This window comes from Nocardia altamirensis NBRC 108246 (assembly GCF_001612685.1).
GTDB classification, from domain to species: Bacteria; Actinomycetota; Actinomycetes; order Mycobacteriales; family Mycobacteriaceae; genus Nocardia; species Nocardia altamirensis.
In genome coordinates this window covers 24,400-48,824 of record NZ_BDAY01000002.1, presented here as the reverse complement: position 1 = coordinate 48,824, position 24,425 = coordinate 24,400, and the positions used below count along the sequence as shown (strand labels likewise).

The following is a 24,425-nucleotide window of genomic DNA, read 5'->3' as shown; positions in this document are numbered from 1 at the left end:
TGCCTAGTGGATGCCGACCGTTTGGATTGATCGCTCACCGGGCCTTGGCCTCGAGGAATCGTCCAGTGCGGGTGGTACCGAGAACCGGTGCCGCCGTGCCGTTTCCGAAAACATAAGTGCCGCCGACGAAGACGGCCGAGACAGCGCCGTCGTTGCGATTGACCATGCGGGACAGGTTGTCATACTGGGCGACCGGGCTCTCCGCGTAGTCATCGAGTGAGGCGTCCAGCTTGGCCGGATCGATGACCACCAGGTCGGCGCGGTCGCCTTCGCGCAAATGCCCGGCATCCACCCCGTACCAGTCGGCCAGCTCACCGGTCAGCCGGTGCACGGCGCGCTCCAGCGAGATGAACCCACGACCCGCTTGCTCGGCATCGCGCGCGTGCCGCAGGAACCGCAGCCCGAAGTTGTAGAACGCCATGTTGCGCAGGTGCGCGCCGGCATCGGAGAAACCGAGCTGCACACCGGGATCCGCGCCGAGCTTGGCCAGGAACTCCGGCCGATGGTTGGAAATGGTTGTGCGCCACCGCATTTTGGTGCCGTGCGCAAGCACCAGATCGAGGAATGCGTCCACCGGGTGCAGGCCACCGCGATCGAGACCGACCTGCCCGAAGGTCTTGCCGATCACCGAATCATCCGGGCAGGAGACGATCTCGGCATCGAAGAAGTCGCGGTGCCAGACCCGCACGCCGAACTTGGCTTCGTAGTCCTGGCGGAACCGGCGCCGGTAGTCCTCGTCGCGCAGCAGCGCGTTGCGTTCGATTTCGTCGGCCAGATGCAGCGCCGCCGCGCCGGATCCGAACTCCTCGAAGATCACCAAGTCGATGCCGTCGGCGTACACCTCGAACGGCACCGGCAGGTGCTGCCAGCGGAAATCGCCGCCGAGCGCGTTCAAAGCCCGCGCGATCGGCCCCATGATGTGCACGACCGCAGGGGTCGCCTTGATGTCCGCGGCCGAGAGCAACGTGGTCTTCAACCGCTTGCGGAAGATGCCGAGGGTGCTCAGGGTCATCGCGGCGAGACTGCGCGGCGAGCCGACGTCGGGGCCCGCCTGCAGCACTCGATCGCGACGCCGCAGAATCGCGTTGAGGCGGCGGCGCTCCCTGGCCTTCGCGTAGGTCGACGGCAGCGTCCGCGATCGGCAGGTCTCGCCGTCGAGTTTGTCGAACATCAACTGCTGGGCCGACATTCCGACGAATCCGGCATCGAGGGCCTCGTTCAGCGCCGCCTCCATCGCCGCCATTTCCTGCTGCGTCGGGCGAACCTCCTTGCGGGTGGCCCGATCCAACCCCATCTGTGCGGTCCGGATATCCGAATGACCGAGCAATGCCGCGATATTCGGCCCCAACGGCAGCTGCTCCAGCGCGGCGACATACTCGTGCGCCGAGTTCCACGTCTTGATCTCGTCGATGGCCTCGATGACGTGCTTGCGCGGGATCGCCTCGACCCGCCCGAACAGGTCACCGGCATCGGTGCCCCCGACGTGCACAGTCGACAGCGAACAAGACCCGAGCAGCACCGTCGTGATGCCGTGCCGCACCGACTCGGTGAGCTCCGGCGTCTTGAGCACCTCGATGTCGTAATGGGTGTGGATATCGACCATGCCGGGCACGACCCACTTGCCCGCGGCGTCGATGACCTGCGCGCAGCCGGTCTCGTCGAGCGGCGCGACCGAGACGGCAACGACCCGATCGCCGCGCAATCCCAGGTGACGGATGGCCGATGCCGAGCCCGCGCCGTCGAACCAGCGGCCGGCTTTGATGATCGTGTCGTAGCTCACTCCAATATTGCAACCGATCGGTTGCTAACCGTCAAGACTCGATGGCTATCGATCGAGACCGGCCACGACCCACCCGCATAGCGATTCGATTGCCATAATTCCGGCCAAACCTCGCCTCGGTCGCGACATTTGGCACATACCACTCCCTATCAGCGAAATCTCACACCAGACGGTTGAGAGGAATGTTTTGCCCCACCGTAACTCAACGCTCTTTCGGCAGAAATCTCCGGCTGCCAGATTTTATTTCGGACAACCGTAGGAACAAGGGAGCGCGGATGGTCGCGAGTGATGCACCGGTCACCGACCGTTGCCGCAGTCCGAGGTGGAACCGATGCCCAAACTGGTCGATCACGATATGCGACGGCGGGCCATCACCGCTGCGGTCTGGCGGCTCATCGCCGCGCGCGGGATCGACCGGGTCACCATGCGCGATATCGCCACCGAGGCCGGATTCGCGAACGGCTCACTGTCGCATTACTTTTCCGGCAAGGACGACATACTGCGACTGGCGTTCCAGCATGTCTTCGAAGCCACCAATATCCGGATCGCCGCGCGCCTCGGCCGGGCGACCGGCCTTGCGGCGATCCGCGTCTTCTGCCGGGAAGTGTTGCCCATCACCGACGAAACCCTGCTGGAGGCGCGCATCGCGACCTCGCTGTGGCAGCGCGCGATGTACGACGCGCAGATGTACGACATCAATGCCCGCGCCATGCGGGAATGGCGCGCACTGCTGACCGAATTCTTCGGTCAGGCAAGGCAAGCCGGCGATATCGGCGCCATCGACGTCGGCACGGTTGTCGAGCAATTGCTGAACATGATGATGGGCGCGCAAATCCTCGGCGTGCTCACGCCGGACATCACCACCGCCCGGCGGCAGCTCGACATGCTCGAGTCCTTTCTGGACGCACTCCCCCACCCCGCCTGAACACCACAGGGCGCACGCACCGGAGGGCCACATGCCCACACGCACACCACAAGCTCCCGATCATCCGCTCTCCTTGCCGACCGAGGACGAGATCGCCGAGGTCCGCGCCGTCGTCGCCGCGGCGGGATTGATCGCTGCGACAACCCGTTTCGTCTACGTCGGGCTCGAAGAGCCGGACAAATACGCGGTATACGACCGGCCCGACGACGCACCGCTGGATCGCCGGTTCCGCGTGCTGTTGCACGACACCGAACGCCCGAACGCCCTCGATCTGGTCGTGTCGCTCGGCAGCCGGACGGTGCGCACCTCCCGCACCCTCGACCCGGTCGTCGACGGCCAATTACCCATACTCGACGAGGAATTCGAACTGGTCGAGGCGCTGCTGGTCGACCACCCGGACTGGCTTACCGCGCTGGCGGCACGCGGGCTCGACGTCGCCGAGGTGCGGGTGGCACCGCTGTCCGCGGGCGTCTTCGACTACCCGGACGAGACGGGCCGACGCATTCTGCGCGGCTTGGCCTTTCACCAACAGCACGCGAAGGACCATCCGTGGGCCCACCCGATCGACGGGCTTGTCGCGTTCATCGATGTGCTGAGCCGCGAGGTCCTCCGGGTGCTCGACACCGGTCCGGTCGCCGTGCCGCAGGAATCAGGGAACTTCGACGACCCGGCGGTCACCGGCCCGCCGCGCACCAGCCAGCGGCCGATCGAGATCACCCAGCCCGACGGCCCGAGCTTCACCGTGCACGGCAACCGCGTCGAGTGGGAAAAGTGGTCGGTGCGGGTGGGTTTCGACGCCAGAGAGGGTCTTGTCCTGCACCAGATCGGTTTTCGCGACGGCGACCGGGTGCGGCCGATCCTGCACCGCGCCTCGATCGCGGAAATGGTGGTGCCCTACGGCGACCCGTCGCCCGTGCGATCGTGGCAGAACTACTTCGACACCGGCGAATACCTGGTCGGCCGCTACGCGAACACGCTGGAGCTCGGCTGCGACTGCCTCGGCGATATCACCTATTTCGACACGGTCATCGCCGATGAAGCGGGCAGGCCACGCACCCTGCGCAACGCGATCTGCATGCACGAGGAGGACTTCGGCGTGCTCTGGAAGCACACCGATCTGTGGACCGGGTCGCGCGAGGTCCGCCGCCAGCGCAGGCTGGTGATCTCCTTCTTCACCACCATCGGCAACTACGACTACGGCTTCTTCTGGTACCTGTATCTCGACGGCACCATCGGCTTCGAGGTCAAGGCCACCGGTGTCGTCTTCACCGCCGCCTACCCCGGCGCCGACCACCCGTATTCCTCGCAGATCGCACCGGGTCTCGGCGCGCCGTATCACCAGCACCTGTTCAGCGCGCGCCTGGACATGATGATCGACGGGCACCACAACCGCGTGGAAGAGGTGGAAAGCGCCCGGCTGCCGATCGGCCAGGACAACCTGCACGGCAACGCCTTCACGCTGCGCCGCACCACGTTGGCCAGGGAATCGCAGGCCAAGCGATCGGCGGACAACCGGACGGGACGCACCTGGCACATCAGTAATCCGCAGGTGCGCAACCGGCTCGGCGCCCCCGTCTCGTATGCGCTGTATCCGGAGGGCAAGGAAACGCTGCTCGCCGCCGACGACTCCGCCATCGCCAAGCGGGCCGCGTTCGCCACCAAGCATCTCTGGGTCACCCGCTATGACCCGGAGCAACGGTATGCCGCAGGCGATTTCGTCAATCAGCACCCCGGCGGCGCCGGGCTGCCCGAGTACGCAGCCGCGGATCGGGCCATCGACAACGAAGACGTGGTCGTGTGGCACACCTTCGGCCTCACGCACTTTCCGCGACCGGAGGACTGGCCGATCATGCCGGTCGACTACACCGGCTTCGTGCTCAAACCGGTCGGCTTCTTCGACCGCAATCCCACCCTGGATGTGCCGCGCGCCGACGCCGGGCACGCCGATCCGTCAACCAGTTGCTGCCACGGAGCCTCCGATGACTGAAAAATCCACTGCCACTGGCCGATTACGTGGCTCGATCGGGGTGTCGGGCGTCGTGTTCCTCGTCATCGCGGCGGCCGCGCCGTTGACCGCCCTCAGCGGTGCGTTGCCGCTCATGATCGGTCTCGGCAACGGAGCAGGCGCACCGACCGCCTACCTGGTCGCCGCCGCGGTGCTGCTCGTTTTCAGCGTCGGCTACGCCGCGATGAGCAGCCACGTGAGCGATGCGGGTGCCTTCTATGCCTACGTGCGCCTTGGGCTCGGCACCGAGATCGGTTTGGGCGCAGCAGGATTGGCGCTGTTGACCTATACCGCCATTCAAGCGGGCATCTACGGACTCGCGGCCTCGACCGTCGAGAACCTCGTCGTCCACTACGGTGGCCCCGAACTACCTTGGTACCTCTACGCTTTCGCACTGATCGGCATCGTCGCAGCACTCGGCTACCGCAATATCGAGCTCGGCACCAAAGTGCTCGGTGTACTGCTGATCGCCGAAATCGGCATCGTCGTCGCCCTCGCCGCCGTGGTGCTCGTCCGAGGCGGCGCACACGGCATCGACACCGTCTCCTTCACACCGTCGGCGTTCTTCGACGGGTCTCCCGGCGTGGCACTGATGTTCGCGATCGCCTCGTTCATCGGGTTCGAGGCCACCGCGATCTACGGCGAGGAGACCAGGAACCCACGGCGCACCATCCCGCGCGCCACCTACATTGCGGTCGGCACCATCGGCGGGTTGTACGCGGTGGTCAGCTGGGCGGTCGTGCTCGCGTTCGGCAGCGACGGCGTCGCCGCGGCGGCAGGCGACGATCCCGAGGGATTGACCTTCGCCGCGGCACGCATGTTCCTCGGCGAGACCGCCGCCGACACCATGTCGATCCTGTTGGTGACCAGCCTGTTCGCCGCCGTGCTCGCGATGCACAACGTGGTGTCGCGCTACGGCTACACGCTGGCCCGCGACGGCATCGGCCACCCCGCGTTCGGAGACATTCACCGCCGCCACGGCTCCCCGCACAAGGCTTCGATGGCGCAGACCGGGTCCGCGCTGCTCGTCGTCGCCGTGTTCGCCTGCGCGGGCGCCGACCCGGTCCTGCACCTGTTCACCTGGATGGCAGGGCTTGCCACCGTCGCCATCCTGGTGCTGATGCTGCTCACCAGCATCGCGATCATGGCCTTCTTCCGCCGCACCGGCCTCGACCGCCGCCGCTGGCACACGGTGCTCGCACCCGCGCTCGGCACCGCCGGGTTATTCCTGGTGACGGCCCTGGTCATCGACAATTTCAGCACGCTGGTCGGCGACTCGACCGTGGTCGCCACGATCCTGCTCGCCCTCGTCGCGGCCACGTTCGTGGTCGGTATCGCGATCGCGCTGGCCCGCCGCGCCGGATAGGCACGGGCGACGGCCGATGCACAATTCGACGCGGCGCGCGCCCCAGACAGTGGCGCGCGGCCGGGTCTCGGGACACACTTGATCCCGTGAATCGCATGTCATTCGGCCTGATCGCCGACGGCAGGGGTGGTCCGCGATGACCACGCTTGCCCGCGGCGAGAACCGACCTGCCCCCGCCGATCGGATGACGGTCACCGTCGCCAGCACCGTGGGAGTGGACGTTTCGGCGCTGCTCCTCGGCCCGGACGGGAAAGTTCGCTCCGATGCCGACTTCGTCTTCTTCAACCAGCCGGTCGGGCCGGGAGTCACCTATCGGCACGGCAGCGGCCGCGGCGACATGGTGGACGTGCAGACCAGCGCGCTACCCGCAGGCGTCGACAAGGTGGTGGTCACCGCGAGCCTCGACGGCAGCGGGCCGCCCACCTTCGCGGGGGTCGACTCGCTGCAGGCCACCATCGGATCGGACTCGGGGGCACTGACTTTCCCGATGTCGGGCCTGACCACCGAGACGGCGGTCGTCTGCGTGGAGATCTACCGGCGCGGCGACGCGTGGAAGGTGCGCGCGGTCGGCCAGGGGTACGACAACGGCCTGGCCGGTATCGCGACGGCGTTCGGCGTCAACATCGACGACGAGCCTGCCGCGCCGCCCGCCGCCGCGCCACCTGCGCCGCCTGCCGCCGCGCCGCCTGGATATCCCTCTGCGCCGCCCGCGTACCCCGCCGCGCCACCCGCGTATCCGCCTGCAGCGCAAGGATATTCACCCCAACCCCCGGCATATCCGCCACCGTCACCTCCGTACCAGCAGCAGCCCCCCGCATACCCATCGGCACCCGCCTATTCACCGCCCGCCGCGGCACCATCACCTCAGCAAGGAGCACTGCCGATGCAGAGCGATCTCTTCAACCCGAGCCACGCCGAAGTGAACGGGGTCGGCATCCAGAAACAAGGCAGCAAGATGGTCAAGGTCGCCGTCAACGGCGAGGTCATGGCGCGCGCCGGATCGATGGTCGCCTACCAAGGCGACATGCAGTTCAAGGCGCTCGGCTCGGGCGGCATCGGCCGGGCGATCCAGCAGCGGCTCACCGGCGAGGGCGTTCCGTTGATGAACGTATCCGGCCGTGGCGATCTGTTCCTCGCCGACAGCGCCGCCGACGTGCACCTCATCGATCTCGACGGCACCGACGGCCTCACCATCAACGGCTCCAACGTGCTCGCCTTCGACACCTCGCTGTCCTACAACATCCAGCGGGTCCAGGGCGCCGCAGGCGTCGCGAGCAACGCGGGCCTGTTCAACTGCGTCTTCACCGGACGCGGCCGGATCGCCATCACCACGCACGGCTCGCCGGTGGTGCTCAACGTCGATCAGCCGACCTACGCGGATCCGCAAGCGGCAGTGGCCTGGTCGTCGAGCCTGCAGACCGGGATCAAGCGCAACGATTCGTTCGGCCTCGGCAGGCTGATCGGCCGCAGCACCGGCGAGGGCTTGACGCTGTCGTTCTCGGGTCGCGGCTTTGTCATCGTGCAGCCATCGGAGCTGCCGCCCGGCGGATTGCTCGGCGGCACCGGCGGCGGCCAGCAGGCCGGACAGAACCGCGGCGGATTGTTCGGATAGTTAAGTTTCGCGCGCCGCGATTGACCATACGCGCGGCGTCCGCAATGATCGCACCACCTCGAATTTCTACGGCGTTATGCGATGAGGTACTCCTATCCCCCTGGCATTTCGATACGCAGTGTGGCGGCAAGGCGAAGAGAGGTCGGTAATTTGAAGAACAGCAACCGCTTGAGAAAATGGTCGGCGAGAGTCGTGGTGCTGGTCGCTGCCGCGGCAGCCGGACTCACGATGACGGTCACCGCTCAGGCCGAGCCGCTATGGCCTGGCGGCCCGCTGTGGCCGGGCGGTCCGGAGGTGCCGGTCGGTCCGGACTTCGGCACCCCCGCGCTCGTCAAGCCGCCGCCGCCCGCCCCGGTCCTCGCACCGTGCACCGCCTCGAAGGCGCGGGCGTGCATGCGGCTGTCGACCAAGCAGGTGTGGCTGATGGACAACGGCAAGACCACCTATGGCCCGCAGCCGATCGAGATCGGCAGGCCTGGGTACGAGAGCCATGTCGGAGTCTTCGACGTCGACTTCAAGCGCAGGCACTTCTGGAGCACGATGCACAACGCTCCGATGGAGTTCGCCGTCTTCTTCGACGGTGACATCGCCACCCACATCGGACCGCTGGACTCGATGTCGCACGGCTGCATTCGGATGAACCCCGATGCCGCGGAGCAGACCTTCAACTGGCTCGAGCCCGGCGACATCGTTCAGGTCGTGGAATGAGCTGTTAAGTCCGCCTTCAAACACGGGATGCCCACACGGGCATCCCGTTTTTGTTGCCCGCCTGCGCGTCTGCGCCCCGCGTGACCGGTCCTCTGTCATCCTTCGAGGCAACAAATCCGGGCCTGCCCCGGCAAGCGCGCCAGGAAGCGAGTCGATCGTGCGGGTGGTGGCCGAGATTCTGGTCGGGTTGGTGGCGGCACTGCACGTCTACATCCTGATCATGGAGATGTTCCTCTGGACGACGCCGCGGGTGCGGGCCGCCTTCGGCAGCACCGTCGAATTCGCCGAGCAGACAAAGGTTCTCGCCGCGAATCAGGGCCTGTACAACGGTTTCCTTGCGGCCGGGCTGATCTGGGGTCTGATCGCGTCGGACCCGGTCGGCCGGGCCGCGATGATCTTCTTCACCACCTGCGTCGTCGTCGCGGGTTGCTATGGCGCCGCCACCGCGAGCCGCCGCATCCTGCTGGTCCAGGCGCTGCCCGGCGCGGTGGCGCTGGTCGCGGTGCTGCTCGCAGGCAGTCAGGCGTCCTGACAGCGTGTCTGAATTCCTTGACGGGTATCAGGCACCGCCCTTCTCGGGCGTCGTCGGCTCACGCCACCTGCGTGGCGTGAACGTCGGTTCTCGCGTCGTTCGGGCCGGTTTCACCGGCACCGTGAGGGTGTCGGTCAGTGCCTTCCCGTCGGCGAGCATTGGTAACCCGGCCTCCTGCTTGGGGGTCCGGGGATCGAGGAGAGTCTTCAGGAGGGATCGACGGCCACGCCGCGAGGTTGACCGCTGCGTTGTGGTCACGGTCGGCGCGAAACCCACACCCGCAGGCGAACATCCGATCCGCGAGGGCCAGCCCAGTGTTCACTGCTGTACACGCTGAGCAGCGTTTGCTCGATGGGTACCAGCGGTCGGCGGTGCTGATGGTGCCGCTGCGCCACTGTTGTTTGTAACGCAACATGCGCGCGAACTCAGCCCATCCGGCATCGCTGATCGCGCGTGCGAGATGGTGGTTGCCGAGCATGCCTGCCACATTCAGGTCCTCGATGACCAGCCGGTCGTGGGTGTTGACCAGCCGGTTGATGACCTGATGCAGGAAGTGACGGCGAATATTGGCGATATGGTGATGATGGCGGCCCAGCGCGGCGGCAGCGGCTTTGCGGTTGATGGATCCTTTCTGCTTGCGAGACAACGCTTTCGCCAGCCGTCGCTGCTTGCGCAACCTGCTATTCAGGGGTTTGGGTGGGTTGTCGACCCGTGCTAGTTCGCTGCCGTCGGCGGTGGCGGCGACCAGGAACGCCGAAAGCCCGAGGTCGATCCCCACCCAACCACTGTCATCGTCGGCCGGACGGGGCGCATGGTGGCGAGTGGGGTGCAGGTCGGCGGCCTGGATGGTCACGCTGATCTGCCAGCGACCGGCCTTACAGGTGATGGTGGTGTAGAGGATTTTCGCGCGTCCGTTCGCGAGTAGGCGCCGCAGGCGGCGGGTGTCCTCTCGCACCCGTATGGTTCCCAGACCGGGCAAGGTCACCGATCGAGCAATCCCGTTGTCACCGACACGGATCGCCGTGCGCCCGGATCTGGCGGTTTTGTTGCGTATCCGAAACGACGGTGTGGTGGTGTTCTTCTTCTTGAATCTCGGGAATCCGACCTTCTTGCCTCGGCGTTTGCCGGTGCGGGAGTCGGAGAAGGCAGTCAGGGCGCGGCCGCAGTCGACGGCGGCTTCTTCGAATACCTGCTGGCATACTTCGTTGCGCCATGCCAGGCCGGTCACCTTGATCTCGGCGACCCCGTCCGGATCGACGGTGATCACTCGGCCCGCCGCCTCGGTTTTCTTCCACTCGTTGAAGGCGTTGATGAGGCTGAATCCGGTCCACGGCACTGGCCGATCAGGATCGGTTTTGCGTTGATCGAGCGCGGTTTGCACCAAATGAAGAGACTTGTTGAACGCAAACCGCGCTGCGCCGACATGGCGGACGAGTGCCTGCTGCTGCTCGACGGTGGGGTCGAGACAGTACCGAAAGGCGGTGTGGCGACTCATCACAACAGAGCGTGGCACAAGCCACCGACAACAACGAGCGTCAATGAACTAGAAGTTGGCTCAAATCTCGAACGCCACACAACAACCACCAGAGGGTTCTCGGACGCTCACTGAGGCGTGCCCGCGCCGGTCAGGTAGTAGGTGAGCGCGGGGGCACCGACCCATTGCTCGACGATCTCGACCAGTAAGCCATCAGTGGTCCGGTGGTAGCAGACGCCTGGCTCGGAGGCGGACTCGAGCACCGTCGCCGTCGCTTGCTGCGGGAACCCCGCCTCGGACATGCGCAGCGATTCCGTCTTGGTGTCGTCGGCGAAGAAGCCGACATGATGCAGGCCGGTCTCGGACCAGATCGAGTTCGGAACCTGTTCCAGCAGTTCGAAATACGGCGGGCCCTGCTTGGAGAAGGTCATCATCGGACCGATCGCGGGGGCGCCGAAGGGCGAGACCTGCCGCCCGCAGCGGATCGGTTCCAACCATTCCAGGCCCAAGAGTTCGGTCAGTTCGTCCATCGCCTTGCCCAAATCGGCCACGACCACGCCGAAGTGATATCCGGGAACGAGAATTGGCATCGCTGTCTCCTCACGTTCGGGTGCCGGGATGCACCCGACACCTTTCGCGAACGGTCGTACGGTGGATTGTCAAGAGTGCCCGGCGACGGAACGCAGAACACCGATCGGTCTGATAATCGCGCTAGGACACCGGTCTATCGCAGCTCGCGGGCGGGTCGACGAGCTCACATGGCGCGGGCGGGCGTGGGCGATAACCAGGGGGGAGGCCACCCGCGCCGATCACGGCCTGGTAGGTGGCAACGGCGTCGGTGGGACGGCGAGCCAGCGTCGGATCCTTCAGCACATCGACGGTGTAGAGGCCGAAACGCGGGCTGTAGCTGCCCCACTCGTAGTTGTCGGTGATGCTCCAGTAGTTGTAGCCGACGATGGGCATGCCCTCGGCCTTGGCGCGATGAATCCAGTACAGCGTGTCGAGCAGATGGCAGCTGCGGGTATAGCGACCCTCATGGTTTGCGCAGTCTTTGCTCTGCGCGCCGTCGTCACCGTCCGCGGTCGGCATGCCGTTCTCGACGATGTAGATCGGCATCTCCTTGTTCTTCCCGAAGAGGTTCCAATAACGTTGCAGCGCATAATAGATACCCTCGGTGCGCAGCGGCAGGTTCCACATGCCCGGGTCACCGACCGCGGCGATGGAACGCACGGTGGCGATCGGCTGCGTCTTCGGCGGTTCGAAGCCGAAGTAGTAGTCGAGGCCGATGTAATCGAGCTTGGCGCGGATCTTCTCGATCACGCCGCCGTTGGCCTTGTCGTCCTCACCCGCAACGTAACCCATGTTGCTGGTCACCTTCGCGCCGGGCTGCACGCGGTGGATGAAGTCGTAGATCCGGTTGTGCGCCTCGGCAATCCGGTCTTCCATCAACGCCTGATCGGTGCCGTTGTGCCTGACCTCGTGCATGATGTACGCGACGGGCTCATTGATGGTGACCCACAACGGTTTTCGATAGGCGAAGCGCGTGACGACCTTTTCCATATTGGCCATCCAGTCGTTCACCATGTCCGGATGGTTCCAGCCGTCGGGACACGGGACACCCGCGGCGTCGGTGCGCTTGCACGCCCATCCCGGGTACACCCAGTGATCGAGGGTGAGCATCGGGCTCATGCCCGCCGCGACGATCGTGCCGATCACCTTCTCGTAGAACTCGAAACCCTTGGCGTCCCATTCGAGCCGGTTGTTCGGCTGTAACCGGGCCCACTCGATGCCGATCCGGAACACCTTGACACCGAGCTGCCTGGCCAGCTCGATGTCGGAGGCGTACTGGTGAAAGAAGTCGACCGAGTTGCCGTAGTCCTCGGCGCCGAGCGCATGCGTCTCGGCATACCGTCGCCAATTGCTATCGGGCGCATAGCCTTCCGACTGGAAGCCGGAGGCGGCCACCCCCCACAGGAAGTCGCGCCCGAACGCGAGGTCACCCGCCGCCGGCCCCGGCGGGACGGCGACGGCCACCCCGGGCACCAGCAGCGCAGCCATCGTGGCCGCGAACGCCACCGCGGCCCGGCGAGTGCATGTGCGCATGATCGCCGAACATAACCGGCCGATAGCTGAATTTCTCGCATCGACGGTTCCCGTGGCGAGTCCGAAGCAGAACCGACGGCGACACTGCCGTCAGCCACGCCCGATGCGGTCGATGACCTGAAGCTCGGGTGCGCCGTATGCCGCGTTGCTCGCGCAGGTGGCCTCCTCCTCGGCGCCTGCGGCGGCATCGGCCACTCCGATGTCCTCGGGGGCGAACGCGGCGGCTTTCGCGGCGACGAGCGCGCTGGTGGCGGCGGTCTGCATCGCGACGGCGACGTCGGCGGTGGTGACCGCGTAGTAGGTCGCCTTGGTGGCATGGTTGGCGGCGACGTAGGCGTTCCATGCGGCGTCGCGGGCGTTGGGTGCGGCCGCGGCGGCGCGGGCGGAGCCGTGTGCCCGCGCGGCGTGCTCAATGGCCTTGTCCCGGTTGACAGCTCGAGCGCAGGCGGCGCTGGCACGATAGGCCGCACTGCTCGCGCGAGCGCTGGCTTGCACCCGCAGTTCCCGTGCGCCGGCAACAGGCTCGGGTTCGAGCACCGCGGTCGCCGACCCGCCGGGTAGGAAATGAATGACCTTGCCTACCACGGGACACCGCCGATGCCGGGGAGTGCGTTGGTCGCAAACTTCTTCGATAAACCTGCCATAGCGAGTCTCCTCAATTGTCTGGCGTATCCGGAATCCGAAAAGCCCACGCTCAAAATGCGAACCCCTCGAGTGCCCGATTCGAACCGGACACCGCGAGGGGATACGCGACGCACTAGCCGACAATGCCAAAGGTTAGGAGCCCGATCAGGTTCTCCAACAACGCAGTAACCGCGCCAACCAGATCGAAGAGGCCACTCAACATAATGATTGCTCCCTGGACAGGTGTATGTCATGAGCACGAGCCGGATCGCGGAGAAGGCTAGCGCACCGGCGCCGGGGAGGGCAAAACACCTGTGCCCCTGCGCGACTCCCGGCCGACGGTCCGGCGCGATCGCATCGTCGCAGCTAGAACGGATCCGCCGAAAACGGCCGAAATCCGTTCCATCCGCACGTACTTCGGCAACGAAGACACTATCGACGCATGCCAGGCACAGCCAGCGTTGGACACCCGGCCGGGATGTCCCGCCGACAGGAGTCGGCTACCACCACCGAAGAAGGAGCCAACCCCGCCACCGCCGACGGTGCGGCAGGATTTGCCGAAGCTGCTGGAATCCGAGGTGATCACGCCTGCGGCGTCCCTTGTCGTTTCGCATCGATACCTGTCGACCGACCGCGCATCGAAACATGTCGGCGCCACGGCATATTCGGAACCCGCCGATGCCGCAGATCGGGAAATTCGGGGCTGGGTCGGAGAATTCGAGGCGAACACACTCGATTTCATTTTCGGCGACAAGGCCTCGACAAAGCGCCACACAATGCTGTGACGATGAGGCCCGGGGATCACCCGGACCTCACCGGACTGTGTACAGCGATAGTGAGCCGCAGGGGCGACCACGACCCACTCTGCAAAACTGTCCCGAAATGCGCGGGACGCACCAATATTAACCAGCAGCTCGCTATTCCGTTGCGATTCCGGATGGAATGACCGCCCGACCGTGGCGACACCCGCGAAACGCACTGTTGCGTACGCATTCGACCGGCACGATATCGCCCCTATTTCTCGACAACGGCGTGCCCGGTGAGCGTGTCGTAGGCGGCGCCGGCGGCGATGAGTGCCTGGCGGGTATCGGCCTTGCGGGCCGGGTCGGCGCCGCTCGGCACGCTGCGCCAGTCCACCCAGGCGCCTGCCAGCTCGGCGACCGCCGTGCCGACGCCGTCCACGTCGGGGATCGCCTCGGTGATCCCTTCGATGAGGTAGCGCCGCAAGGTGCGGGCCGCGCGCTCGATCCCCTGGCTGTTCGCCTGTCCCGGGTCCGCGCGGCCGGGCCCGACCGCGGCCCGATGGCGGTGGATCCACTCGTCGACGGCCGCGAGCAGACAGGCGGCCCGCAGCACCGGCGCGGCCGGATGCCGTTCGGGGACAACGTCATGCATCGCGTCCAGCAGTTCGCGGGCAGTCGGCACGGCGCCTGGCCGGTCCCGGTCCGGCCGATCGACGGGCTCTCGCATGGTTGCTGCTCCAGATATTCGGCTTTCGGCAAACGCGCGACCGCGCAGGTGCGCGCAAGGGGCACTGACCGTTGGTGCGGTCACCGCCGGGGGTGAGCGGATCCGTTTGCCCGACTAGAGGGTCGCATGCGCGATGACCGGCCGTCTTGGGCTGGGTTCCAACGCCGTATTCGTAACTTGTTCTCCGACACAGCATTCGATGGCGGCGGCGAGCAACATGATCGGCGCGGGCCCGCCTCGGGGCCGCTACGCAGCTACCGACCCGATCGAGACGACCGTCCCAGCCAAGCCCTCGTCACCGCAGGGCACCGCCCGCAGGGGTACGGCGTGTCGGCTAGCGAGCCGCTATCACCGCTGGATAATCCGATGCGTGACAGCTATAAGTCGCAGGTCGGCGCTGGCGCTCGCGGCAGGGATACCGTTGAGCATGCTGGCTCACAACCATGCCGCCGCGGCGCCTGCGATGCGCTACACGATGACCGCGTTCACCAACGCCAACGAAACCGATTTGTACGTCTACGAATCCACCGACGCGCTCAACTTCACGCCGCTGGCCGAGCCCGCCTACCGGCCACCCAACGGATCGTTGTTGCGCGACCCCAGCATCTTCCGGCACTCCGACGGCGTCTACTACCTCACCCACACCACCGCGTGGGAGGGTCACACCATCGGCTTCGCCAGGAGCACCGATCGGGTGAACTGGAACCACATGTACGACCTCCCCGTTCTCGTCCCCGGCGTGACCAACACCTGGGCCCCGGAATGGTTCGTCGACGCCGGAGGCCAGGTCAACGTGATCGTGTCGCTGGCCGTCGAGGGCCGCTTCACCCCGCACATGATGACGGCAACCACACCAGGCTTGTGGACGTGGAGTCCGCTCACCCCGATTGCCGGGCTCGGCGCCCGTGACGGCGCCGCCTTCGGCTACATCGACACCACGATCATCCCCCGCGACAACCGCTATTTCGCGTTCACCAAGAACGAGGAGACCAAGTTCATCGAGCTCGCCGTCGCAGGTAGTCCACTGGGCCCGTATGCCTTTGTCGAACAAGGCAATTGGGCTAACTGGGGCGCTCCGAGGGAGGGGCAGTGCGTGATCGCCCTGCCCGACGGGAGCTGGCGCATCTACTTCGATGCCTACAACCCCGACACCCTCGGAGCGGGCAAGTACTACTTCAGCGACAGCAACGACGGCTTCCACACCTGGACCGAGCCCCAAGAACTGCCCGGCCTGTCGGGCACGATCCGGCACTGCACGGTCTACCCGGAGCTGCTCCCCGGGTGAATCCGGCGCCGACGCCGAGCCGCTCGGATTGCCGGACCATAACCAAAGAGGCCAAACACCGGACGAATTGACCTGAATCCGTCTTCCGGAGCCGGTCGTCACGGACGATGCTGATAGGTGCATCCGGCACCCGGGCGCTCTGCTCCCTTATCTCGGGTACGCGCAGAACGGCCTGCCGAGCCAGAGGATTACGGCTGGTCGCCGGGGGTCGGGTGCACCTCGACCGTCGTCAGGGAAGGCTACCGTGCCAACGCAACCGGACAACCGAGAGCTGGGGACCGCGCGGCAGCGCGCGCGAACCACGTCCCCGCCGCCTGCCGTCGATACCCGAGCCGTGGTTGTTTGCCGAGCGCACCCGCCGCGCCGCGTCGACCGCGACACGTGACCGTGCAGACCGCCGACGGGCCGAGACCGCGAACCCTGCCGATCGAGTCGGGCGGCGCGCGGCCGATGCTGCCCGACTGGCACGAACTCTCCGCTGCGTTGCGCATGCACGCCGGCGACCGGCCAGGTGATCACCTGATCACGCAGTTGGCGCGCGCTTTGGCGCAGTTGCATCACACCCGCCGCGCCCAGCCCGAGCGGGCGGCCGAAATCGACTACCGCCGAGGGGAAGTCGTCACGGTCATCGACGGGTGGGTGGCCAAGCAGCTGCCCCCGCGGCGCGCGCATGACCGCGGCGCGGCGTCGCTGGGCCGGGCCGTCGACCGCATGGCCGCGGCCCAGATTCTCGCCGATCACCTGCTGATGACCGCCGACGATGCCGCCGAGCAACAGGTGCACGCGGCGTGGTCCCGGCTGGCCGCGCTGGCGAACGACTGGACCGATCTGATTCATGAATTCGGCACGCGCCGACCGCGTTCCATCGAGCGCCGATAAACATGCATCGACTTCACGATGGAATTGACCAGAAGTATCCCGATAATGGTGGCAGTTCCGTGGTATCGACGAGCGGGTCGACGCGAAGCAATCCGATGAATTCGTCTACGGACCCATACCGCGTCAAAATGACCTCGAGCAGGCGACGCGCAGCTTCGTCCGGTTTCATGAGCGGGTTATGCCCATGGGCGCACAACACAAACCGACCCGTAGGTCTTTTTATTGGGCGTTCGTGTACTGATCGACGATCCGTTCATTATGGCCCTCCGCGTGTGGGGTCAGTGCTGATCGGAATTGCCACAAGACCGTCCCACCCTTCGGGGACCTGCACAGACTACCTAGCGCGAGTGTGCAGAACCGTATTCGCGCAGTGTGCGTCGCGCAATTTTCAGACGGAAATATCGCGGCACCGATCCCGTCGAATGTGCCGCACAGCGGCACCCGGAGCAGCAGAATGTGGCCTATGACCGCCCTGGATCAGGAGGCCCTGGATTGGCTTGTCCAATTCGGGGCGCAGGCTCGCAACGACGAGCAGACCCAACAGTTGGTCGACCTCGTCGACGGGAAGATCAATGCGGTCAACGCGCACCTGCCCGGCGACGCCGAACTCGGCGAACAACTGCACGCCGCGACCCGCGCACATTGGCGCAGCTTCCTCGCGATGGTGAGCAGAGAGGTGTTCGAGGTCCATCCGCCCGCCGAAGTGCTCGCGCTGTCGCGCACGGTGGCGCGGCGCGGGTTCGGGATCGACGTGGTGATGCGGACCTACCGGGTCGGGCAGGCCATGCTCTGGCAGTTCATCACCGACTTCCTGAACAAGGCGATCGAGGACGACCAGCTCCGCAGCGCGGTGCTGCTGCTGTTCTGGGATCGGGTGCTGGAGTGGACCGACACCTGCGTCGAGGCATCGGTCGCGGTCTACACCGACGAGCGCGAACAGTGGCAACGTGGCGCGCTCGCACGGCGATTCGGGCTGGCAGGCTCGATCCTGCGCGGCGACACCGTCGACATCGACCAGGCCGAGGCACAGCTCGGGCACTCGCTGCGCAGGCACCAGACCGCGATCGTGCTGTGGGCCGACGAGTCCGCGTCCGTGCCGGAACCGGTGCGCACGCTGGAGAAGCTCGGCACCGACATCGCCGCGCACCTCGATGCCGCGCGGCCGTTGATGCTGTCGTCCGGCGTGCGCGGCATGTGGGTGTGGATCGCCACCGCGGGCGTCCCCGATCTCACGGGGTTGTCCCTCGGTGGACAGCCAGGGCTGCATGCCGCCGTCGGCTCGTCGGCGCCGGGCGCCACCGGGTTCAGGCAAAGCCATCGCGAAGCACTCGCCGCCCAGCGGGTGGCGATCGAAACCGACTATGCCCCAGCGGTTATCCGCTACACCGACGTCGAATTGGTCTGCCTCACCACCGGTGACGGCAGCATCGAGGCGATAAGGGTCATGGCGGCAAGGGAATTGGGCGCGTTGATGAGCGCCGACGAGACCACCGCGCGGTTGCGCGAGACCGTGCTCGCCTACCTGGCGAGCGGCCGTAACGTGCCTGCCACCGCCCAACTGTTGACCGTGCACCCCAACACGGTGCGCTACCGCATCAACCAATCCGAGGAACTGCTCGGTCATTCCATCGAGGAACGAGCCACCTATATCGAATTGGCGTTGCGCTGCGCCCAGACCTACGGCGACAAGATCCTCGCCCCGGAGCGCGTCGCCTGAATCAGCCATCGAGGTCGGCGAGGAACGTCTGCAGCAGTGTCGTGACCACGGTCGGCTGCTCGAGCACGCAGCTGTGCCCGGCCCGTTCGATGATCTCCAGCCGCGCCTTGGGGATCAGCGCCGCGAGCCGCTGCGCGTCCTGGATCGGGGTCACCGTGTCGTCGACACCGACCGCGACCAGGGTCGGCACCGAGATGCCGGTGATCTCCCGATCGGCGGACGCTCGGCCGACCACCCCGAGGATCGCCTTGCGGGTGCCGACGCTGTCGATGCGATCGAGCCGCTGGGCCCATTCGTCCACGACGTCCGCCGCGGCAGGATCGCTCAGGAAGGCGGGGCCGAACAGTAGCCGCGCGAGTTTGCCGCGGACCGCGTCGACGCCGAAAAGTCTTACGGCCCAGGCGAGTCGGGTGTACCTGCCGATCTTGGCCGGATCCTCGGTCCCCGCGCTGGTGTCCAGCAGGGTCAGCGACCGCAACAGTTCGCCGTGCCTGGCGGCGACGCGCTGACCAACGAAACCGCCCATGCCGACGCCGACCCAGTGCACCGGCGCGAGCGCCAATTCGCGGATCACCCCGACGGCGTCGGCGGTCAGCGTGTCCATGTCGTAGCCGTCCGGCGTCGGCTGGGTGCCGCCCTGTCCACGCCAGTCGATGGCGATGCACCGATAGTGCCTGCGCAGCACGTCGATCTGGGCCCGGAACATCCAGCCGCCGAACAGCAGGCTGTGCCCGAAAACGATGACCGGACTGCCCGATCGACCGGTCGGGTCACCGCTGTCGGTATATCCGATCGGCACGCCGTCGACATCGATCGTCCGAATGACCGTGGACAGCATCACCGGTACACCCGCCCCCGACGCGACGTGCGTACTTCCCGAGGACCATCACCCCCAGCGAGTCGAGAAATCTGGTCAACGAAGCAATGGACAACGGGCCTGGGCACGAGATGCTCCTCGGGAGTGGCATCAACCGAACACGGAAGAACGCTTCCTCAGCTTCCCAGGTGGACACCCGATTCGCTTGGCGCAGCCACCAACACGATTGCCGCGGGTTGTCAGCAGGCACAACCCGCGGCTACCCGCTGAAGAGTTCAGAACAACGTCATCGGTCCGGTCGGGGCCGGTTCAGGGAGTGGGTCCAGCTCGGGCACCCTGGCGGCCACCTCGGCGTGGAAGCGGCGCGCCAGCGTGACAGCGTCGGCGTTGTTCGGGGTATGCAGGAAGACCGTGGGCGAACGGCCCTCACGCAACCAGTCGGCGACGATGGCGACCCAGGGTTGCCAGCCGTCGACGGTGCGGTCGGTCGACTCGCGGCCGTGGTAGCGGACGATCGGGTACTCGGTGAGAGCACGGGTGCGTAAGGGGACGCGTGGCTTCTTCGACCACGCCTCCTGTTCGGCGGGGGTGGGCAGTCCGTCGAAAAGCACTGTGGTGTCGAAGGTCAGCCATTCGACGTGCACCCGCGCGAGCACGCGTTCCAGGTAGCGGGTCGCCTGCTCGTTCTCGAAGAACGCCGGGTGGCGGACCTCGACGGCGCAGCGGTACGAGCGCGGCAGCTCGCGCAGGAAACCGGCAAGCGCGCCGAGATCGTTGGGGCCGAACGAGCTCGGCAATTGGATCCACAGGGCATGCGCGCTCGGGCCGAGTGGCTCGATCGCCGACAGGAACGTGCGGAGCTCCTCGTCGGCACCGGTCAGCCTGCGCTCGTGGGTGATCGACTTGTGCAGTTTGGGCAGGAAACGGAACTCCGGGGTGAGCTGCGCCGCCCACGACTCGACCGTGCGCACCGCGGGGATGGCGTAGAAGGTCGTGTTGCCCTCCACCGCGTTGCATCGCGCGGCGTAGGCGGCCAGCCGATCCCCCGACGCCGGTTGCCATTCCTGCCATGCCGCGTGCGTCCACATCGCACAGCCCACGTGAAGCCGCATGCCAGCGACGGTAGTACAACCGGCCGCGGTGCCCCGAAGCGCGGCGGCCGGGAATGAAAGCAACGGCCGCGAGGTAGACAACAGCATGAAACTCGACGACGAAGCGCGCGCCCTCATCGGCGCCGGTGCCGATGCCACGCTGGTCACGATCAACCCGGATGGCAGCCCCCAGGTCAGCGTGGTCTGGGTGGCGCTGCAGTCGACGCCGGACGGCGACGAACTCGTCACCGCTCACCTCGGCGAATACAAGAAGGTGCGCAATGTCCGGCGGGACGGCAGGGTCGCGGTGACGATCCTCGCGCAGGAACCCGGCGAGTTCATGCGCCCGTACCTGTCGGTCACCGGCACCGCGCGCATCGTCGAGGGCGGCGCCCCCGAATTGCTCACGGAGCTGGCCAAGACCCTGGCCAGTCCGACCGTCGACTTCCCGCCCGCCGACGCGCCGCCCGGCCTGCTCACCCGCATCCGGATCGAGAAGGTCGGCGGTATCGGTCCGTGGGCATCCTGATCACGATTCGACGCGACTGACCCCACGAATATTCATTCGTCTCTTAAAGTTTCGGTAAAGCCGCAGTGGGCACACCCGCCGTACGTGGGCTGCCCCGCGTACCGTCACCGATTTCGAGGAGATCGTCCGTCGTGGTTCCTTCAGACAGCTCCCCCCGTCCCAAGCAAGTGTCCTTAGACGCGGCAGGCCGCGTCGGCCCAACGGTCGTCTGGCCCGAACCGAGCCCACTCGCGTCCTGGTGGCAGCAGGTCATGCGATCGGGCGCAGGCGAACGCGGGACCGGCGAGGCCGGGTGAGCTGCTCACCGTAAGACGAACAGCTCGGCGCCGATCGCGGCCGACGCGGCGACGATGTCCGGGAACGCGCGCAGATGCGGTGTCAACGCGAGGTCGTTGAGCATCGACTGCGCGGCGAGGGCTCTGATGCGGGTGCGGGTCGGGTCCCACTCGGGATGCAGGCTGCCGAGCAACCGCACCCATTCGGCGATATAAGACCGGTGCGCCGCCTTGGCGCGGCGGCGGTCTGTCTCGGGGAGGTGCCCGGCCTCCGCGACGAGAGTCTGGATGAGCGTGGGATTTTCGAAGACGAAGCCGCTGTAGCTCGCGATCAGCCGGACGAGCCCGTCGCGCGGATCAGCGGCCTCGTCGATAGCGCGGCGCAGATCGGTACGCAGCCGTTCGTCGCCACGGGCGATGGCGGCGCGGAGGATGTCGGCCTTCCCCGAAAAGTGGTGGTAGACGCTCGGTCCCGCGATGCCGACGGCGGCGCCGATCTCGTCGACACCGACGGCGGCGAAACCGCGTTCGGCGAAAAGCCTTGTCGCTTCGACGATGATCGCTGCATGGCGTGGATGCGTTGCCAGCCCGACAGCGCGGCTCTCGGACGGTACGGGGTACCGCGCCGGTCTCGACATCGGCGCGTCGAGCACCGCAGAGATGAGTTCGCTTAGCAGCTCGGCATACTCGGGTAACGGCAGCCGAAGCCGTTGGAACGAAACGCTGTTGGCCAGCGCAAGAACGCTCCAGGCGAGCAGGTCGGCCGCCGCTGGCTCGAGTTCGGGACGGCGCACGGCGATGATCTCGGCGAGCCGAGCGCCGATCCGCCTGGCCTGCTTGCGAAATGCCGCACGATCGTCGGTCGACAGGTGGCCTGCCTCCCGCCGCCACAGCACCCCGATATCGCGACGCGCCAACACCGCGGCGGCCAGCGTCTCCGCGACGGCTTCGGGCACCGCCGCGTCGAGCGTGGCAGCGAAATCGTCGAGTGCCCCGCCGACCACCGTCGCGAGCAGGCTCTGCTTGCCACGGAAATGCCGATACAGCGCCGACGGCCCGATCGCCACCGCCTCGGCCACCGCACTCATGCCGACGGCGGCATAGCCGTTGCGGTAGAACAGATCCGCGGCCGCGGCGATGATCAGCGCGCGCCGATTCGCCGGCCTGGTGCCGCGGGCCGGACGGACCAGGTCCGGCCCGCTCCGCCGGCCGGTCCTAGATGTTGAATCCACCACCGCAAACCAGCGTCTGCCCGCTCACGTAGTCGGATTCGGGGATACAGAACAGGTACACCGCGCCCGCTGCCTCGGCAGGGGTGCCGCCTCGGCCGAGCGGCACCATCTGCTCCATCGCGGCGAGCAGGTTCGGGTTGACGCCGACCTTGATTTCCTTGCCCTGCACGTCGATTGTGCCGCCGGTGCCCGCGGGCGCCTCGGTGAGCCGCGTCTTGATCAGACCGAACGCGACCGCGTTGACGGTGACGTTGTAGCGCCCCCATTCCTTCGACAGCGCCTTGGTGAGGCCGAGCACGCCCGCCTTGCCCGACGAGTAATTCGCCTGTCCCGCATTGCCTCCGGTGCCTGCCATCGACGAGATATTGACGACCTTGCGGCACGGCACGGGCTCGCCCGCGTCCTTGGCCCGCTTCACCGCCGCAGAGATGACCGGTTGTGCGGCACGCAGGATCCGGAACGGGGCTTTGAGATGCACGTCGAGGATCGCGTCCCACTGCTCGTCGGTCATCTTCTGGATCACCGAATCCCAGGTGTAGCCCGCGTTGTTGACGATGATGTCCAGCCCGCCGAACTCGTCGACGGCGGTCTGCACGAAACGCTCGGCGAACCCGTCCCCGGTGACGCTGCCGACGCACGAGACAGCCTGTCCCCCAGCAGCTTCGATCGCGGCAAGGGTTTCCTTCGCCGGATCGTCGTCGAGGTCGTTCACCACGACCCGAGCGCCCTCACCCGCCAGTTTCAGTGCAATCTCACGCCCGATGCCACGCCCCGACCCGGAGACAATGGCGACCTTGCCATCGAGAGTTCCCATGTGCTTCGCATCCTTCCGAGCAACCAACTAACGCCTATTCACTTATTGAACCCGACCTCCCCGCCACCCGGGCACGAAAGCCGAAGACTGTCGTCGCGGTTGCTGCGTCCGCGAGCTGGCCGGTAGGGTCTGACCAGCGCGCTGTCCAGAGCGATCCGCCCTGGTCAGCGCCGATACACCACGGTTGGCGGCGCGGGGGCCAGTGACCTAGGGGGGTGTGCTGAACTGCCGCCATGGTCGCTTGATTCGATAGCCGCCCTTCGATGGATCGACACGCACAGCTGTCGTACAGAAGGGAACGCAGTGACCACTGGCTTGATCGGCGTCGGGCTTTTCACCATGACCCTCGACGAAGGCCGCCTCCCGACGCACGTCGAGGTGAGTCGAAATATCCACGACCGCTTGAATCCATCCGATCTGTCGGCGGCCGCGATGACCGGCTACTACGTGACGTTGTGGCGGCACGACGCGCAGGCCATCGCCTCGGGCAGATGGACCGAATTGACCGTATCGCCTTCTCGCCGAACAGAACTGATCACGCTGCTCGACACCGGATCGCTCGCCGAGTTCGAGAGCGTCGAACGATCGCTGCGGCAGAGTGACGAATTCGTCGGCCGCGGGCCGATGACCGACTTCGGCACATCCTCGATCATGGTGGCCGCGAGCATCTCTCGCATCGGCAGCATCGAGATCGATCCGCGGTGGGCTGCCACGGCCAACCCCTCGGACATCGCGCACGACATCCTCGACGGTGCGAATCAGATCCGGAAGCAGCGGCCGCGTTTCCACGAAGACGGGTCGTGGGCCGATCGCACCGACGACGAGCTCGAACACGAACTATCCGAATACAAGCGCTACCTGACGAGGAACTCGTAATGGTCAATTTCTCAACGGATCTCAACCAGCTGGTCAAAGCTTCCCGGGCCTGGGATCACGCATCGGATGCGCTCACCGTCGCCGCGCAGCAGGCGCAGAGTATTCACTTCAGTCACCAGGATGTTGTGTGGGGACTGTTCCGGGAAACCTGGGATGCCCAGCTGGCCGCCGCGCGATATATGTACGACAGGCTCGTCGAGGGCCGAGACGAAACCGACTCCATCGCCAAGGTTCTCGACCATGTCGCGAAAGTCTTTCAGGAACAGGACCAGAACTTCGCGAACGTCCTGATCAAGTTGGAAGAGGTTTAG

Annotated in this window: 22 protein-coding genes; 12 read left to right on the top strand and 10 right to left on the bottom strand. The window is 66.3% G+C overall.

Translation table 11 applies throughout. The features are described 5' to 3' along the window. Positions 1-34 precede the first annotated feature (34 nt). Positions 35-1,780 carry an N-acyl-D-amino-acid deacylase family protein gene (locus tag NA11_RS00225; protein ID WP_069159629.1) on the bottom strand — a complete coding sequence of 582 codons (1,746 nt, stop codon included), beginning with the start codon at positions 1,778-1,780 and terminating at the stop codon, positions 35-37. A gap of 331 nt (positions 1,781-2,111) precedes the next feature. On the opposite strand from NA11_RS00225, the gene NA11_RS00220 reads away from it, so the two are divergent. From NA11_RS00220 to NA11_RS46490, 6 genes are all read left to right on the top strand, one after another. Then, complete coding sequence (locus NA11_RS00220; RefSeq protein WP_069159686.1) at positions 2,112-2,705, top strand: TetR/AcrR family transcriptional regulator; 594 nt, start codon at positions 2,112-2,114, stop codon at positions 2,703-2,705. Between the two features lie 31 nt (positions 2,706-2,736). Further along, positions 2,737-4,692 (top strand): primary-amine oxidase, encoded by a 1,956-nt coding sequence (locus NA11_RS00215; RefSeq protein WP_069159628.1) that lies wholly within the window; start codon positions 2,737-2,739, stop codon positions 4,690-4,692. Continuing rightward, entirely contained in the window at positions 4,685-6,076 is a 1,392-nt protein-coding gene (locus NA11_RS00210; RefSeq protein ID WP_069159627.1) for an APC family permease, read from the top strand. The genes NA11_RS00215 and NA11_RS00210 overlap by 8 nt, the downstream gene beginning before the upstream one ends. A gap of 136 nt (positions 6,077-6,212) precedes the next feature. Continuing rightward, a complete protein-coding gene (locus NA11_RS00205; protein WP_069159626.1) occupies positions 6,213-7,688 on the top strand; it encodes an AIM24 family protein in 1,476 nt (491 codons plus the stop codon). A 192-nt stretch (positions 7,689-7,880) separates the two neighbouring features. Further along, positions 7,881-8,396, top strand: coding sequence for a L,D-transpeptidase (locus tag NA11_RS00200; protein WP_245745626.1), 516 nt, complete (start codon positions 7,881-7,883; stop codon positions 8,394-8,396). 166 nt (positions 8,397-8,562) lie between these two features. Further along, positions 8,563-8,928 carry a DUF1304 domain-containing protein gene (locus NA11_RS46490; protein ID WP_245745624.1) on the top strand — a complete coding sequence of 122 codons (366 nt, stop codon included), beginning with the start codon at positions 8,563-8,565 and terminating at the stop codon, positions 8,926-8,928. A gap of 58 nt (positions 8,929-8,986) precedes the next feature. Here NA11_RS46490 and NA11_RS00190 read toward each other — a convergent pair whose 3' ends face one another. The 5 genes from NA11_RS00190 to NA11_RS00165 form a co-directional block, all read right to left on the bottom strand. Beyond that, positions 8,987-10,423, bottom strand: coding sequence for an RNA-guided endonuclease TnpB family protein (locus NA11_RS00190; protein ID WP_069159623.1), 1,437 nt, complete (start codon positions 10,421-10,423; stop codon positions 8,987-8,989). A gap of 107 nt (positions 10,424-10,530) precedes the next feature. Beyond that, positions 10,531-10,992, bottom strand: coding sequence for a VOC family protein (locus tag NA11_RS00185; RefSeq protein ID WP_069159622.1), 462 nt, complete (start codon positions 10,990-10,992; stop codon positions 10,531-10,533). Positions 10,993-11,113: 121 nt separating this feature from the next. Beyond that, positions 11,114-12,505, bottom strand: coding sequence for a family 1 glycosylhydrolase (locus tag NA11_RS00180; protein WP_069159621.1), 1,392 nt, complete (start codon positions 12,503-12,505; stop codon positions 11,114-11,116). A 90-nt stretch (positions 12,506-12,595) separates the two neighbouring features. After that, positions 12,596-13,090, bottom strand: a complete 495-nt coding sequence (locus NA11_RS00175; protein ID WP_069159620.1) for a hypothetical protein — start codon at positions 13,088-13,090, stop codon at positions 12,596-12,598. A 1,053-nt stretch (positions 13,091-14,143) separates the two neighbouring features. Then, the gene (locus NA11_RS00165) at positions 14,144-14,599 is read right to left on the bottom strand and encodes a hypothetical protein (RefSeq protein ID WP_141717288.1); all 456 of its coding nucleotides are present in this window, start codon (positions 14,597-14,599) and stop codon (positions 14,144-14,146) included. A gap of 370 nt (positions 14,600-14,969) precedes the next feature. On the opposite strand from NA11_RS00165, the gene NA11_RS00160 reads away from it, so the two are divergent. The 3 genes from NA11_RS00160 (at position 14,970) to NA11_RS00150 (ending at position 18,480) form a co-directional block, all read left to right on the top strand. Continuing rightward, positions 14,970-15,884: a glycoside hydrolase family 43 protein gene (locus tag NA11_RS00160; RefSeq protein ID WP_245745623.1), complete on the top strand. Its 915-nt coding sequence runs from the start codon at positions 14,970-14,972 to the stop codon at positions 15,882-15,884. A gap of 381 nt (positions 15,885-16,265) precedes the next feature. Beyond that, positions 16,266-16,763 carry a DUF4254 domain-containing protein gene (locus NA11_RS00155; RefSeq protein WP_245745622.1) on the top strand — a complete coding sequence of 166 codons (498 nt, stop codon included), beginning with the start codon at positions 16,266-16,268 and terminating at the stop codon, positions 16,761-16,763. Positions 16,764-17,226: 463 nt separating this feature from the next. Next, complete coding sequence (locus NA11_RS00150) at positions 17,227-18,480, top strand: PucR family transcriptional regulator (protein ID WP_141717287.1); 1,254 nt, start codon at positions 17,227-17,229, stop codon at positions 18,478-18,480. 1 nt (position 18,481) lies between these two features. Here the strand turns inward: NA11_RS00150 and NA11_RS00145 are convergent, their stop codons facing one another. Both NA11_RS00145 and NA11_RS00140 read right to left on the bottom strand, forming a co-directional pair. Then, positions 18,482-19,318, bottom strand: a complete 837-nt coding sequence (locus NA11_RS00145) for an alpha/beta fold hydrolase (protein ID WP_069159615.1) — start codon at positions 19,316-19,318, stop codon at positions 18,482-18,484. 254 nt (positions 19,319-19,572) lie between these two features. Then, entirely contained in the window at positions 19,573-20,409 is an 837-nt protein-coding gene (locus tag NA11_RS00140; protein ID WP_069159614.1) for a DUF72 domain-containing protein, read from the bottom strand. Between the two features lie 85 nt (positions 20,410-20,494). Here NA11_RS00140 and NA11_RS00135 point away from each other — a divergent pair, with 85 nt between their 5' ends. Then, the gene (locus tag NA11_RS00135) at positions 20,495-20,917 is read left to right on the top strand and encodes a PPOX class F420-dependent oxidoreductase (protein ID WP_069159684.1); all 423 of its coding nucleotides are present in this window, start codon (positions 20,495-20,497) and stop codon (positions 20,915-20,917) included. A gap of 301 nt (positions 20,918-21,218) precedes the next feature. Here the strand turns inward: NA11_RS00135 and NA11_RS00130 are convergent, their stop codons facing one another. After that, the gene (locus NA11_RS00130) at positions 21,219-22,424 is read right to left on the bottom strand and encodes a TetR/AcrR family transcriptional regulator (RefSeq protein ID WP_084653808.1); all 1,206 of its coding nucleotides are present in this window, start codon (positions 22,422-22,424) and stop codon (positions 21,219-21,221) included. Then, on the bottom strand, positions 22,408-23,238 hold the full coding sequence (locus tag NA11_RS00125; protein WP_069159613.1) for an SDR family NAD(P)-dependent oxidoreductase: 831 nt from the start codon (positions 23,236-23,238) through the stop codon (positions 22,408-22,410). The genes NA11_RS00130 and NA11_RS00125 overlap by 17 nt, the downstream gene beginning before the upstream one ends. 303 nt (positions 23,239-23,541) lie before the next feature. Here NA11_RS00125 and NA11_RS00120 point away from each other — a divergent pair, with 303 nt between their 5' ends. Both NA11_RS00120 and NA11_RS00115 read left to right on the top strand, forming a co-directional pair. Beyond that, positions 23,542-24,114, top strand: coding sequence for a hypothetical protein (locus NA11_RS00120; protein WP_069159612.1), 573 nt, complete (start codon positions 23,542-23,544; stop codon positions 24,112-24,114). Then, on the top strand, positions 24,114-24,425 hold the full coding sequence (locus NA11_RS00115) for a hypothetical protein (RefSeq protein ID WP_069159611.1): 312 nt from the start codon (positions 24,114-24,116) through the stop codon (positions 24,423-24,425). The genes NA11_RS00120 and NA11_RS00115 overlap by 1 nt, the downstream gene beginning before the upstream one ends.

What these genes read in the sequence shown, in the direction of transcription:
- NA11_RS00115 (WP_069159611.1), top strand. Translation starts at nt 24,114, where the DNA reads ATGGTCAATTTCTCAACGGATCTCAACCAGCTGGTCAAAGCTTCCCGG.
- NA11_RS00205 (WP_069159626.1), top strand. Translation starts at nt 6,213, where the DNA reads ATGACCACGCTTGCCCGCGGCGAGAACCGACCTGCCCCCGCCGATCGG.
- NA11_RS00145 (WP_069159615.1), bottom strand. Translation starts at nt 19,318, where the DNA reads ATGCTGTCCACGGTCATTCGGACGATCGATGTCGACGGCGTGCCGATC.
- NA11_RS00125 (WP_069159613.1), bottom strand. Translation starts at nt 23,238, where the DNA reads ATGGGAACTCTCGATGGCAAGGTCGCCATTGTCTCCGGGTCGGGGCGT.
- NA11_RS00180 (WP_069159621.1), bottom strand. Translation starts at nt 12,505, where the DNA reads ATGCGCACATGCACTCGCCGGGCCGCGGTGGCGTTCGCGGCCACGATG.
- NA11_RS00185 (WP_069159622.1), bottom strand. Translation starts at nt 10,992, where the DNA reads ATGCCAATTCTCGTTCCCGGATATCACTTCGGCGTGGTCGTGGCCGAT.
- NA11_RS00140 (WP_069159614.1), bottom strand. Translation starts at nt 20,409, where the DNA reads ATGCGGCTTCACGTGGGCTGTGCGATGTGGACGCACGCGGCATGGCAG.
- NA11_RS00165 (WP_141717288.1), bottom strand. Translation starts at nt 14,599, where the DNA reads ATGCGAGAGCCCGTCGATCGGCCGGACCGGGACCGGCCAGGCGCCGTG.
- NA11_RS00135 (WP_069159684.1), top strand. Translation starts at nt 20,495, where the DNA reads ATGAAACTCGACGACGAAGCGCGCGCCCTCATCGGCGCCGGTGCCGAT.
- NA11_RS00150 (WP_141717287.1), top strand. Translation starts at nt 17,227, where the DNA reads ATGACCGCCCTGGATCAGGAGGCCCTGGATTGGCTTGTCCAATTCGGG.
- NA11_RS00215 (WP_069159628.1), top strand. Translation starts at nt 2,737, where the DNA reads ATGCCCACACGCACACCACAAGCTCCCGATCATCCGCTCTCCTTGCCG.
- NA11_RS00190 (WP_069159623.1), bottom strand. Translation starts at nt 10,423, where the DNA reads ATGAGTCGCCACACCGCCTTTCGGTACTGTCTCGACCCCACCGTCGAG.
- NA11_RS00210 (WP_069159627.1), top strand. Translation starts at nt 4,685, where the DNA reads ATGACTGAAAAATCCACTGCCACTGGCCGATTACGTGGCTCGATCGGG.
- NA11_RS00220 (WP_069159686.1), top strand. Translation starts at nt 2,112, where the DNA reads ATGCCCAAACTGGTCGATCACGATATGCGACGGCGGGCCATCACCGCT.